The organism is Luteococcus sp. Sow4_B9, from assembly GCF_052116585.1.
Taxonomy (GTDB): domain Bacteria; phylum Actinomycetota; class Actinomycetes; order Propionibacteriales; family Propionibacteriaceae; genus Luteococcus.
Genome location: NZ_JBQKKT010000007.1, coordinates 20,210 through 32,400, shown reverse-complemented (window position 1 = coordinate 32,400; position 12,191 = coordinate 20,210). Strand labels below are relative to the sequence as shown.

Here is a 12,191-nt window from a genome sequence, read left to right as displayed (position 1 = left end):
TCTGGGTTGGGGTCTCAGGCGACGACGACGCACGCGTCGGCACCGGCGGCGACGTGGCCGGCGGCCCCGGGCGTCACCTCGGACAGCTTGGTGGTGTTGGTGACCACCACGATCGTGGTGGGGTCATAGCCGGCAGCGGCGACCTGGTCCAGGTCCACCCGGCACAGCGGCTGGCCCTTGGTGACGACGTCGCCCTTGCTCACCAAGGTCTCGAAGCCGTCGCCCTGCATCTGGACGGTGTCGATGCCGACGTGGACCAGCACCTCGACGCCGTCTGTGGACTTCAGGCCGTAGGCATGCCCGGTCCTGGTGGCGACGATGATGGTGCCGTCGCAGGGAGCGACAATGGTGCCATTGGCAGGCTGCACGCCGAAGCCGGAGCCCATGGCGCCCGACGCGAAGACCTTGTCCGGGACATCGGCCAGGGCCACCAGCTCCCCCTCGACGGGGGAGCCCAGGGTGATGGCCCTGCCGGTCAGGGGAGCGGGGGTGGCATCGGCGTCGTCGACGACGGGATCTGGCAGTACGTCGGCGACCTCGTCGGCCTGTTCACGGTCCATGGCGACGAAGGTGACTGCGAAGGCGATGCCCACGGCGACGGCACAACCGATCAGCTGCATGACGAAGCTCCCGTGCTGCATGTAGGCGGGCAGGCCCAGCAGGCTGGGGAAGACGAACTGGTTGTTGGCACTGCCACCCAGGGCGGCGATTGTGCCGCCCACCGCACCGCCGGCGATGCCGGCGTAGAAGGGGAGCTTCAGCGGCAGGTTCACGCCGTAGATGACGGGCTCGGTGACGCCGGCGACGAAGCCCGACAGCGAACCGGCGGTGGCGATGTCACGACGCTTGGCGCTGCGGGTGCGCAGGGCCACGGCCAGCGCGGCGGCGGCCTGGGCGAGCACGGCGGGCGGGATCGGGCCGCCGAGCAGGGTGTAGCCCTGGGTGGAGAGATCGTTGAGCATGATCGGCACCAGGCCCCAGTGCAGGCCGAAGAGCACGAAGACCTGCCACAGGCCGCCCATCACGGCGCCGGCCGCCCACGGGGCGGTGGCGAAGAGCCAGTTGACGCCGGAGCTGACGCCCTGGGCCGCGATGGTGGTCACCGGGCCGACGGTGATGAGGATCAGCGGGACCATGATGGCGATCGCGAGCAGCGGGGTCATGAAGTTGCGCAGCCAGTCCGGCAGCACCTTGTTGAGGCCACGCTCCAGGTAGCTCTGCAGCCACACGCCGATCACGATGGGCAGCACGGAGCTGACATAGCTCATCATCACCACCGGGATGCCGAAGAACTCGACCTTCTGCCCCGGCACGTTGAGCGCGATGATCGTCGGGTAGACCAGCGCGCCGGCGATCGCCATGGCGGTGAACTGGTTGGCCTTGAAGCGCTTGGCGGCGGTGACTGCCAGGAAGATCGGCAGGAAGTTGAACAGTGCGTCGGCCGACGCGTTCAGGATGGCGTAGGTGGTGCTGGATGTGCTGATCCACTTGAAGGTGGTGGCGGCGGCCAGGAAGGCCTTGAACAGGCCGGCGCCGGACAGTGGCCACAGCACCGGCAGGAAGATGGAACTGATCAGCTGGATGAACTGGTTGAGCAGGCTGCCCTTGGGGCCGGTGTCCTCGTCGGAGGCGGTGTCGCCGGTGAGCTTGGAGATCTCGCCGAGTGCGGCGTAGACCTTGGGCACGTTGTTGCCGATCACCACCTGGTACTGGCCGCCGGCCTTCATCACGGTGATGACACCGGGGATCCGCTCCACCGCGGCGGTGTCCGCCTTCGACTCGTCGCGCAGCTTGAGTCGCAACCGGGTTGCGCAGTGCGTGAGGCCGGAGACATTCGCCTCACCGCCCACCTTGGCGAGGATCTCCTCCGCCGTCTTCCTGTAATCAACCGACGCCATTGCCGGACTTCCTTTCCTGATGCCGGCCACTATGGCCGGAAAACAAAAAAGACCCAGAACGCACTGATGCGTTCCGGGTCTTGCCCCGACCGTGGCCGGGTAACAATCCTGGGTGTCCTCGTGAGGACGATGACTACATTAGATCATGCGGTCAGTCGCTTGTGAAGGGGGGTCTGCTCAACGAGAGGAAGACCGTCCGGCTACGACTTGGACACGATTGAGTGGGCCTCGCGCTCCGGCGATACTGGGGCAGGCTGTGTCGTGGGAGGGAGGGGCCGGATGGGGCAGCAAGTCGCCGGAGCCCGGCACCAGCGCCCGCAGGGCCTGGCCTTCGTGGCCGCGACGTTGGCCCTCGTGACCTCCTTCGTTGCCGCTGCCGCGCCCCTGCCGCTGTACAACACCTACCGGGCGGAGAACGGGGTCACCACCGCCGACCTCTCGCTGGCCGTCGGGCTCTACTTCCTGGGCACCATCGCGGCGCTTCTCTTCCTGGGGCGGTTGTCCACCCATCTGGGACGACGGCCACTGACCATCGCCACCCTCCTCGTGGTGATGGCCGGGTGCGTGGTGCTGCTGCGGGTGGACTCGGTGGCGCCACTGGTGCTGGGCCGATTCCTGATGGGGGTTGGCAGTGGTCTGGCCTCCAGCGCGGTCATGGCCTACGTCGTGGACGCCGCCCCGGAGAGGCCCCCGTGGCTGGCGACGCTGATCACCTCCCAGAGTTCCAATGTGGGGATGACGCTGGGAGCCTTCGGGTCGGGGGCGCTGGTGGACCTGGGGCCCGCGCCACGTACCACCGTCTACTTCGCCGTGATCGTCCTGCTGGGGGTCAGCCTGGTGCTGGTGCTGCTGGCTCCCGAGACCCATCCCCGCACGCCCGGGGTGCTGGCCTCGCTCCGGCCCAGGTTGGCGCTGCCACCCCACGTGCGTCGCCTGATGCCGGTGGCGGCGACGACCTTCATGTCGACGTGGGCGCTGGGCGCCGCCTACCAGTCGCTGGGCCCCAGCATCACCAAGGACTACCTGCACACCGACAAGGCCCTGGGCATGGCTCTGGTCTTCAGCTCCTTCATGGTTCCCGGCATCCTTGGGGCTCGCCTTGGCGGCCGCTTCCTGCCGGCGACGGCGCAGCGGATCGGCATCACCGGCTTCCTGATCGGGGCGGTGGGCCTGTGGGCCAGCCTCTCCGGTGGTGCGATGGTCGGCTTCCTGCTCTTCGGCGCCTTGGCCGGCTGTTCGCAGGGGCTCACCGTCACCTCGGGCATCCGTGGCCTGTTGCAGGGCACGGCCCCGTCGGAGCGGGCGGGTGTGCTGGCCGCGATCTATGTGACCTGCTATCTGGGCGCGATGGTGCCCAACCTGGTGATCGGCCAACTGACCCGGTTGTTCACGCTGCCGCAGGTGATGACCGGCTTCGTCGCGATGTCTGCCGTCGCCGCCGTCATCACGTGGCTGTGGGCCCGCAACCCGTCCGCCGCCTGACGGCTCCTAAGGAGTTTAGCGAGCAGGACTTGATGCACTGCGATCGGATGCGGACTGGCCCGCCAGCAGCATCTCCACCAGCTCCACCACGGCCGGGCGTCGCTCCTCCCGTCGGGTGCACAGCACGATGTCCACGGTCTCCGGGCAGTCGAAGGGGGTCCAGGCAAAGGCGCCAGTGTGGTCGTCGAGGAAGTCGGGAGCCAGACACACACCCCTGCCCGCGGCGACGTTGACCAGCGTGGTGTCGTGGTCGTTGCTGTTGAAGTGGTCGATCCCCAATGTCTCGACCAGGCGTCGCTGGACGGCGCGCAAGGTGGGGGAGACCCTCCACCCACCATCAGCGTGCGGGCTCGCAGGTCGGCAGGCAGAACGATGTCCTTGCGAGCCAGGGCATCGCTGGGTCGGGTGATGAGGAGGATTCGGCTGGGACGTAGGGGGTGTGTCCTGACGTGGGCGCTGCGGCACACGTCATCCCCCATGGCGAAGAGCACGTCGAGCTCTCCCCGGGCCAGCGCCTCGGGTTGCAGCGTCTGGCCAAAGACTGGCGTGACCGAGGTGTCCGGGTGCCGCTCGGCCAGCCTCGCCATGACCCGGGGGAGCTGGGGCAACGCCGAGCGGTAGGGCAGCCCGACGCGCACCGAGTCTCGAAAGCGACTGCTCACATTCTGTCCCTGTTCGACGGCCTGCTGCAGGTCGGCCCGGATCGAGCGAAGGCTCAGGCAGAACTGAGAACCCGCCGGGGTGAGAGCCGCCCCGCGGCCACTGCGCTCGAAGAGGGTGAATCCCAGTTCCTTCTCCAGTGTCTTGATCTGGTAGCTCAGAGCCGGCTGGCTCATGAACAGATTGGTGGCAGCGTGCCCGAAGTGCAGCGTCGAGGCCAGTTCCAGCGTGCAGTCCATCTGCTTCGTGTTCACGGTTCACCCCATGTCATAAAAGACCTTTATTGGCAATTGTCATTCTCGATCAAGAATGCTCTTGAGGAAAACTATCTTCGAAGACATCGAGAAGGTCTCGAACCCATGCCACACAGGAGATCCACCGTGTCCCTCGCAGAACTTGAAGCCAAGCAGGCGATCGCCGAAGTGATTGACGGTTTCGCCAACCTGGAGTGCGATGTTGCCGCCTAGTCCACCTTCTTCACCCCGGACGTGCACGTGGAGGTGTACATGGGCGGCCAGCGCGCCATGGACATCCACGGCGTCGAGGAACTCACCCGTCAGTTCTCGGCCTTCACCACGAACGTCAAGGCCTCGCACCACCTCAATGGTCAGCAGGTGATCACCCTCAACGGTGACGGCACCGCGACCGATGTCCACTACTGCCGCGCCGCCCTGATCAGCGCCGGAGAGGACGGGGACGTGGTCTCCGACAACTACATCCGCTACACCGACACCCTGGTGGAGCGCGACGGACAGTGGCTGATCGCCCACCGTGAGCAGCACTTCCTGATGACCGAGACCCGCCCCCATCACGCCTGACGCAGCGGACCTCTGCGTCCGGGAAAGAGAGAACAGCATGTACGGAGCAGTCCTCCACGCCGCCAACGACGTGCGGTACGAAGAGCGAGAAGACCCGACCATCGTCGAGCCCACCGACGCCGTGATCCGCACCGTCGCCACCTGCGTGTGCGGCTCGGACCTGTGGCGCTACCGCGGCATCTCTGCAATGGGAGACCCCGAGCCGGTCGGGCATGAGTACGTCGGCATCGTCGAGCAGACCGGTGAGGAGGTCACCGCGGTCAAGGTCGGCGACTTCGTCGTCGGCGGGTTCACCTTCAGCGACAACACCTGCCCGGTCTGCCTCAAGGGTGCCCACGCCAACTGCCTCAATGGCGGCAGCTACGACGGCTGCCAGGCCGAGAAGATCCGCATCCCGCAGGCCGACGGCACCCTGATCGCCACCCCCGGACAGCCCGACGAGGACCTCATCCCGCACCTGCTGGCGCTGTCCGACGTGATGTGCACCGGTTGGCACGCTGCCGTCAGCGCGGGCGTCGGCCCGGGCAAGACCGTGGCCGTCGTCGGGGACGGTGCCGTTGGCCTGTCTGGTGTGCTCGCCAGCGTCGAGCTGGGAGCCGAGCGGGTCATTGCCATGAGTCGCCATGCAGACCGTCAGAAGATCGCAAAGGAGTTCGGCGCCACCGACATCGTCCCCGAACGAGGTGAGGGAGGTGTGAAGAAGATCCAGGAACTGACCGAGGGCATCGGCGCGGACTGCGTGCTGGAGTGTGTCGGCACCGAGGACTCCCGCAAGCAGGCCGTCGACTGCCTGCGCCCTGGTGGCATGGTGGGCGTCGTCGGCGTTCCTCACGGAGACATGGACATCACGCAGATGTTCTGGAGGAATCAGGGCGTCCAGGGTGGCGTCGCCCCCGTGCGCAACTACCTGGAACACCTGCTGCAATTGGTGCTCGACCGCAAGATCCAGCCGGGCAAGGTCTTCGACCACGAGCTGCCGCTGGAGAAGGTGGCCGAGGCCTACCGGGCCATGGACGAGCGCACGGCGACGAAGGTGCTGCTGCGGCCCTGATCAGTGCTGCATCACCAGCAGGGCGCCGGGCGCCACCTCGGCCTCGAAGACCGTGGTGCGGCCACCGCTGTCACCGTCCAGCTCATAGGGCATCTGCTGGGCCACCTCCAGGCGTACCCGACGCGCCTGCACCTGGTCCACGCCGTCCACCGTGCCCCGGCGGCCCAGGAAACGGGCGGTCATGGTGGCCATGTCGACGTAACCGCGGGGAGAGGCAACGATCAGATCGAGCAGGCCATCGTTGGGACGCGCATTGGGAAGCAGCTGGATGCCGCCCTGCAACATCCCGACATTGCCCACCACGGCCATCATGGCGCGGCGGTGCTGCACGGGGCCGTCGTCGGCCTGGAAGGTGAGGTCCATCGGCTCGGCCGACAGTTCCTGTGCCGCGGCCAGGAAGTAGGCCGCCGAACCCACCATCTTCTTCAGTTCGGGGCGGGTGTTCTGCATGATGCGGGCGTCGATGCCGATGCCGGCCATCACGGCGAAGTGCTCGGTGCTCTGCTCGCCATCGATTCGTACCCGCACCAGGTCGATCGGGCGGGGCTTGCCGTTGAAGGCCACCCGGGCCGCGGCCACCTCGTCCAGCGGGATCTCCAGGTTGCGGGCCAGCAGATTGCCGGTTCCCGCCGGGATGATGCCCACCGGGATGCCACTGTTGGCCAGTTCGGAGCAGACCACCCGCACCGTGCCGTCACCGCCGGCCACCACCACCATGTCGACGTCGCGCTCCAGTGCTTCCCGAGCCATGGCGTAACCGGGATCGTCGGGGCGGGTCGAGAGCCACAGGGCATCCGCCCAACCACGCGCTTCCAGCTCGTACTCCAGGGTGCGACGGAAGCTGGCCCGGTCGAGCACCTTGGACGGATTCCAGATCACCGCGCAGGTGCGGGGCCGGCCGTCGACGCGGTGACGCGGTGGCAGCGGGAGCATGTGCACCCGGCAGGCAAGGCAGGCCAGGCTGGCGCAGACCAGACCCAACAGGAAACCGGCCACCACGTCGGTGGGCCAATGCGCATTCATCACGATCCGGTCGGCCGAGATCGTGAGCACGCCGAGCACGCCCACCAGACGCCACAGGTAGCGGGAGTCCACCGGTTGCCGGGTGGTCGTGGTGGTGGCCACCACCATCAGCGCCACCGTCGTCGCCATCGTCACGTGGGAGCTGGGGTAGCTCGAGCCGTGCGCGGTGATGACGTCGAAGGGGGAGTCTGGGCGGGGCCGGCCCAGCAGCAACTTGAGCAGGTTGGCCGAGGCCCAGGCCAGGCTCACCGAGAGCAGCAAGGCCATGGAGAGGTTGCGCAGGCGACGCCGCCAGGCCCATGCCGCCACCGCCACCATCAGCATGGCGAGCAGCCCCGGCAGGGTGACGACGGCGATGGCCTCCCACACCTGGGCGGCGGGACTTCCGGGGGTGAGGTGCTGGCGGGCCGCGACCCTGTCGAGCGGTGCCAGCCAGTCGGTGGCAAAGGTGCCCAGGGTCCACGCAGCCAGCGCCACCAGCGAGACGACTAGCGTCGTCTGGGCAAAGTGACGCCTGAAGCGGTCGACCAGGCGGGCAAGCATGGCGTCGATTCTCTCACGGGCTGCCAAGCCCTTCCGGCCTCGTGGGTGGTGGCGGCCGCTCATCGGTAGGCTGTGCCCCATGATTGATCCCAAGCTGCTGCGCACCGACCCAGACCGCATCCGTCGTAGTGAGATTGCGCGCGGCGGCTCAGGGGAGGTCGTCGACCAGCTGCTGTCTGCCGACGAGTCGCGTCGCAGCAACATCCAGGCCTTCGAGACCATGCGTGCCGAGCAGAAGGAGCTCGGCAAGCAGGTGGCCAAGGCCCAGGGTGAGGAGAAGCAGCAGCTGCTGGCGCGCACCAAGGAACTTGCCGCCAACGTCAAGGCCGCCCAGGCCGCCGCCGACGAGGCGGGCCGCAACTACGACGAGCTGATGAAGCAGCTGGGCAACCTGGTCATCGAGGGTGTCCCCACCGGAGGCGAGGACGACGGTGAGGTCCTCGAGACCATCGGCCAGCCGCGTGACTTCGCCGCCGAGGGCTTCGAGCCCCGCGACCACCTGGAGCTGGGCGAGATGCTCGGTGCCATCGACATGGAGCGTGGTGCCAAGGTCTCCGGATCGCGCTTCTACTTCCTGACCGGTGTCGGTGCGCAGCTGGAGTTCGCGCTGAGCCAGTTCGCCATGGCCAAGGCCCTCGAGTGGGGATTCACCCCGATGATCCCGCCCGCCCTGGTGAAGCCGTCGGCTATGGAGGGCACCGGCTTCCTGGGCCAGGCCGCCGCCGACGTCTACCACCTGGAGAACGACGACCTCTACCTGGTGGGCACCGCCGAGGTGCCGCTGGCCGCCTACCACTCCGACGAGATCATCGAGGCCGCCAAGCTGCCGCTGCACTATGCCGGCTTCAGCCCGGCCTACCGTCGTGAGGCGGGGTCCTATGGCAAGGACACCCGCGGCATCTTCCGCGTCCACTGGTTCGACAAGTGGGAGATGTTCGTCTACTGCGATCCGGCCGATGCCGAGGCCGAGCACCAGAAGCTGCTGAACTTCGAGAAGGAGTTCATCACCGCCCTGGAACTGCCCTTCCAGGTGCTGGACGTGGCCAGTGGAGACCTGGGGCTGAGCGCGGCCCGCAAGTACGACTGCTACGCCTGGCTGCCCACCCAGAACCGCTACCGCGAGATCACCAGCACCTCGAACTGCACCCAGTTCCAGGCCCGTCGCCTCAACATCCGTCAGCGCAAGGACGGCGAGGTCAGCCCGCTGGCCACCCTCAACGGCACGCTGTGCGCGATGACCCGCATGATCATCATGCTGCTGGAGAACCATCAGCAGGCCGACGGATCGGTGCACGTGCCGCTGGCCCTGCGTCCGTACATGGGTGGGCTCGAGAAGCTGACGCCCAAGGCCTGATCGCCGCACAGGCCTGAACGCTGTACCGGGCCTGATCGGTGCACCGGGAAGAATCGAGCCGGGAAGAATCGACGCCGCCTGCCCCTCGTGAGGGGCAGGCGGCGTTGGCCCGTCAGGGAGGTTCAGAACCAGCGGTCGAGCTCGTCGGTCGTGCCGCCATCGGCGAACTTGCCGGTGACGTGGTCGGCGCATTCCTTGACCTCATCGGGAGCGTCCCCCATGGCGACGCCACGGCCGGCCCACTTGAGCATGTGCACGTCATTGCGCCCGTCGCCAATGGCCAGCACGCGCTTGCGCTTGACTCCGAGTTCAGCGCAGACCTCCTTGAGGCCGTGGGCCTTGTTGACGCCCACCGGCGCGATGTCCAGCCATGCCGACCATCCGATGAAATAGCTCACACCGCGCATCCCGAGGCTCTTGGCCAGCTTCTTGAAGTCCTCGCTGGAGGCATTGGGGTCGCGGATGATCACCCGGGTCACGGGCTCGGAGCACAATTCCTCGACGCTCTGGATGCGCATCTCTCCGGTCAGGTCCCCGTCGGGAAAGGGCTTGTTGAGGCGGTAGCCGCCCCGGGGATCCTCGACGGCCACCAGTAGGTGGGGAGAGTGCGCCATCACCTTGTTGATGGCGGGACCGGGGGCAAAGGTGACCTGCTTGCGCAGCCGGAAGGGCGGATAGTCCACCACCACTGCGCCATTGGAGGTGACAGCGGGGCCGGGCGGGAGGCCCAGTGCGTCGAAGATCGGCTCGGTGTCCTGCCATGATCGTCCGGTGGCCAGGACCACGGGAATGTCCTTGCGGAGGACCTTCTGGACGGCGTCGCGGACGGTGGCGGGCAGATTGCCCTCGAGATCAACGACGGTTCCGTCGATGTCGAGAGCAACCATCTCTGGTTTCCAACTCATGGAGTGAGAATGCCAGCAAACAGTGACCATTCCGTGACGCAGGGATGGCCGGGGTCTTTCGATCCCCGCCCATCCCTACTTGTCAGACGGCGTGTCAGGCGGCTTCCGATCGCTTCGCGGGCTCACGGTGGAGGACCTGGCGGGTGGCGTGCAGCACCTGTTCCATGCTGGGGCGCACCTGGTGCAGGGAGCGGGGCTTGATCTGGTTGGTGCGGGCCTTGCGCAGATGGCGCTTGACCGTCGACAGGCTGCAGCCGAGGCGGGCCGCGATGGTCTCCAGCGAGTCGTGGGGATTGGCGGCGCGCAGTCGCAGCACCTCGTGCGGGTCGATCTGCCGGTTTGGGGTGACGACTCCAGCGAAGCTGTCGAGGTCCGCCGGCTTCACGCGCAAACCCAGGCGGGCGCGGATGGCGGACCGCTGGGCGGGGGTGGTGCCCGCGCAGAATCCGGCGACGTCGTGCTCCACCACGGCGTCATAGAGGCAACGGTGCAGCAGGGGGCACTGACCACAGGCCTGTTCGGCCTGGTGGGTGAGCCGGGTCTGCATGTGGCGCTGTTCGGCATTTGCCGGAGCATGCGGCTCTTCCAGCAGCGGATGCTGGAAGATCGAAGCGAGTTCGACGCAGGCCTGTTCCGGGGTGACGGTCTTGGTCTGTGTGGTCATTTCTTCAGTGGCAACTTTCGAGCGGGATTCATGGGTGAACGATTTCCCTTGCGAGCGCCCAGCCCCGATCTGGTGACGCTGTTTGCTCGACGTGCCAAGCCTTTCAGGTTTCCCAACATCGGTGAAACCCGAAGTCTGGGGCGAATTACCCTAATCTCTTCAGCTCAGGTGCTCAGAATTTTCTGAGTATCTGTACTCATGGTTCGTTGGCTTGACTGTGAAAGCTTTGATCTCTTTCCGTCGTTTTCCTGACTAGACAGGAAAACCGGTGAGGCCGAGTGTTCATCGTGAGTCTGCTCGAGTTTGCTGTTGCTTTGGCTCAGGTTCAGGAATGAGTACTCGCGCCCTGAGATCAATTCATCCAGAGTTTCCCATTCGAACTCTCTCGGTTAAGAATCGGGCTCGCTCTCCGGCGGGGAGGCGCACACCCGGGCAGTGGGCGGTCAGGCGGGTTAGGGTGGCCCAATGAGTCCCAGTCACGAACTCCTGCAGCGCCTGCCGGACGGTACGGTCAAGCAGGTCAATCCCTTCACCGGGACCCAGGTGTGGACCATGCCAGGGCGTGGCAAGCGGCCGCTTCCCGCCGCGCTCGACGAGCCGACGCCCCTGCCCCCGGGTGGCGTCGCGGATTCCTGCGCCTTCTGCCCGGGGCACCACCTGGACAATCCGCCGGAGAAGGCGCGGCTCGTGCGCGACGGCGACGGCTGGCGCACGCTGACCGGGCTCGATGTCAGCCAGCTCGACGCCACGGAGCCGGATTTTCGCCGCATTCCCAATCTCTTCGAGATCTGCTCGGCGGACTACTGGCGTCTCAATCATGGCGTCCTGCCCACCCAGGAGGTCCAGGAGCGCGCCCGCGAGTACCTGGCAGACCCGGATGGAAGGGCGCATCTGGACCGCGTCTGGCGGCTCAAACACCGGCTGCAGAAGGAGACGGGGGACCCCTCGGCGGAGGACTTGCTCCGGGCTGCCGTCGGCTGGCTGGGCACCACCCATGAACTCGTGATCCCCCGCCGCCATCACGTGGACGGGGCCACCGACACCGCCCAGCTCGCCTCGTCGGGGGAGCTCACCGTTTCGGAGCACCGTGCCTACTTCTCGATGAGCGTGCAGGCGATGGCTGACCTGTACCGCAGCAATGCCGCAGTCCGATATGTCTCGGTCTTCCAGAACTGGCTCAAACCGGCGGGCGCGTCCTTCGAGCACCTGCACCGTCAGGTGGTCGCCATCGACGAGGTGGGTGCCCATGTGGACGGGGCCGCTGACACCCTGGCCCGCAATCCCAATGCCTTCAACGAATACCTGCTGGATGTCGCGATCGAGCACGGCTTGGTGCTGGCGGCGAATGACCACGCCGTGGCGATCGCGGGCTTTGGACACCGCTATCCGTCGATCGAGATCTACTCCCTGGCCGACCGTCAGGAGCCCTGGCGTCTCAGTCCGGTGCAGCTCGACGCCATGAGCGACCTGGTACACGCCATGCATGCTGCCGGTGGGGCCCGGCTCTCCTGCAATGAGGAGTGGCACCATCGTCCGCCGCAGCTCGACGAAGGGCCGGTCGAGACCGATCTGCCGGTGCCCTTCCGGATCGTCCTGAAGTGGCGCATCTCCACTCTGGCGGGCTTCGAGGGGGCCACCAAGATCTACCTGAACACGTTGTCCCCGTGGGATGTGCGCGACCGGGTGCTGCCGGAGCTGGAGCGGCTGCGGGCCGAGGGCAGGATTGCGGGAATGCGGATCGGTGACGAGTGTCGACTGCCCAAGGGGAGCATCCCGGTCTGAGAAGTCAGCGC

General features: G+C 66.8%; 9 protein-coding genes and 2 pseudogenes. 5 read left to right on the top strand and 6 right to left on the bottom strand.

The window, feature by feature from the left end:
* Positions 1-14: 14 nt before the first annotated feature.
* Positions 15-1,898, bottom strand: a complete 1,884-nt coding sequence (locus tag ACTQ49_RS06310) for a beta-glucoside-specific PTS transporter subunit IIABC (RefSeq protein ID WP_441826996.1) — start codon at positions 1,896-1,898, stop codon at positions 15-17.
* 279 nt (positions 1,899-2,177) lie between these two features.
* Between ACTQ49_RS06310 and ACTQ49_RS06305 the strand changes: the two genes are divergently transcribed.
* A complete protein-coding gene (locus tag ACTQ49_RS06305; RefSeq protein WP_441826995.1) occupies positions 2,178-3,380 on the top strand; it encodes an MFS transporter in 1,203 nt (400 codons plus the stop codon).
* 15 nt (positions 3,381-3,395) lie between these two features.
* On the opposite strand, the gene ACTQ49_RS06300 is transcribed toward ACTQ49_RS06305, so the two are convergent.
* Positions 3,396-3,692 carry a hypothetical protein gene (locus ACTQ49_RS06300; RefSeq protein WP_441827096.1) on the bottom strand — a complete coding sequence of 99 codons (297 nt, stop codon included), beginning with the start codon at positions 3,690-3,692 and terminating at the stop codon, positions 3,396-3,398.
* 80 nt (positions 3,693-3,772) lie between these two features.
* Positions 3,773-4,279: pseudogene (locus tag ACTQ49_RS06295) on the bottom strand (LysR family transcriptional regulator); the annotation flags it as partial.
* A 246-nt stretch (positions 4,280-4,525) separates the two neighbouring features.
* Between ACTQ49_RS06295 and ACTQ49_RS06290 the strand changes: the two are divergent.
* A pseudogene (locus tag ACTQ49_RS06290) lies at positions 4,526-4,858 on the top strand (nuclear transport factor 2 family protein); the annotation flags it as partial.
* Between the two features lie 37 nt (positions 4,859-4,895).
* Positions 4,896-5,909 carry a zinc-dependent alcohol dehydrogenase family protein gene (locus ACTQ49_RS06285; protein ID WP_441826994.1) on the top strand — a complete coding sequence of 338 codons (1,014 nt, stop codon included), beginning with the start codon at positions 4,896-4,898 and terminating at the stop codon, positions 5,907-5,909.
* Here the strand turns inward: ACTQ49_RS06285 and ACTQ49_RS06280 are convergent, their stop codons facing one another.
* Positions 5,910-7,475, bottom strand: coding sequence for a YegS/Rv2252/BmrU family lipid kinase (locus tag ACTQ49_RS06280; RefSeq protein ID WP_441826993.1), 1,566 nt, complete (start codon positions 7,473-7,475; stop codon positions 5,910-5,912).
* A gap of 79 nt (positions 7,476-7,554) precedes the next feature.
* Here ACTQ49_RS06280 and serS point away from each other — a divergent pair, with 79 nt between their 5' ends.
* Positions 7,555-8,829, top strand: coding sequence for a serine--tRNA ligase (serS, locus tag ACTQ49_RS06275; RefSeq protein WP_441826992.1), 1,275 nt, complete (start codon positions 7,555-7,557; stop codon positions 8,827-8,829).
* Positions 8,830-8,951: 122 nt separating this feature from the next.
* Here the strand turns inward: serS and ACTQ49_RS06270 are convergent, their stop codons facing one another.
* Both ACTQ49_RS06270 and ACTQ49_RS06265 read right to left on the bottom strand, forming a co-directional pair.
* Positions 8,952-9,716, bottom strand: coding sequence for an HAD family hydrolase (locus ACTQ49_RS06270; protein ID WP_441827094.1), 765 nt, complete (start codon positions 9,714-9,716; stop codon positions 8,952-8,954).
* Between the two features lie 112 nt (positions 9,717-9,828).
* Positions 9,829-10,398, bottom strand: a complete 570-nt coding sequence (locus tag ACTQ49_RS06265) for a WhiB family transcriptional regulator (protein WP_441826991.1) — start codon at positions 10,396-10,398, stop codon at positions 9,829-9,831.
* A 465-nt stretch (positions 10,399-10,863) separates the two neighbouring features.
* Between ACTQ49_RS06265 and ACTQ49_RS06260 the strand changes: the two genes are divergently transcribed.
* Positions 10,864-12,180: a DUF4921 family protein gene (locus tag ACTQ49_RS06260; RefSeq protein ID WP_441826990.1), complete on the top strand. Its 1,317-nt coding sequence runs from the start codon at positions 10,864-10,866 to the stop codon at positions 12,178-12,180.
* The last annotated feature ends 11 nt before the right edge of the window (positions 12,181-12,191 follow it).

What these genes read in the sequence shown, in the direction of transcription:
- ACTQ49_RS06260 (WP_441826990.1), top strand. Translation starts at nt 10,864, where the DNA reads ATGAGTCCCAGTCACGAACTCCTGCAGCGCCTGCCGGACGGTACGGTC.
- ACTQ49_RS06310 (WP_441826996.1), bottom strand. Translation starts at nt 1,898, where the DNA reads ATGGCGTCGGTTGATTACAGGAAGACGGCGGAGGAGATCCTCGCCAAG.
- ACTQ49_RS06305 (WP_441826995.1), top strand. Translation starts at nt 2,178, where the DNA reads ATGGGGCAGCAAGTCGCCGGAGCCCGGCACCAGCGCCCGCAGGGCCTG.
- ACTQ49_RS06265 (WP_441826991.1), bottom strand. Translation starts at nt 10,398, where the DNA reads ATGACCACACAGACCAAGACCGTCACCCCGGAACAGGCCTGCGTCGAA.
- ACTQ49_RS06280 (WP_441826993.1), bottom strand. Translation starts at nt 7,475, where the DNA reads ATGCTTGCCCGCCTGGTCGACCGCTTCAGGCGTCACTTTGCCCAGACG.
- ACTQ49_RS06270 (WP_441827094.1), bottom strand. Translation starts at nt 9,716, where the DNA reads ATGGTTGCTCTCGACATCGACGGAACCGTCGTTGATCTCGAGGGCAAT.
- ACTQ49_RS06285 (WP_441826994.1), top strand. Translation starts at nt 4,896, where the DNA reads ATGTACGGAGCAGTCCTCCACGCCGCCAACGACGTGCGGTACGAAGAG.
- serS (WP_441826992.1), top strand. Translation starts at nt 7,555, where the DNA reads ATGATTGATCCCAAGCTGCTGCGCACCGACCCAGACCGCATCCGTCGT.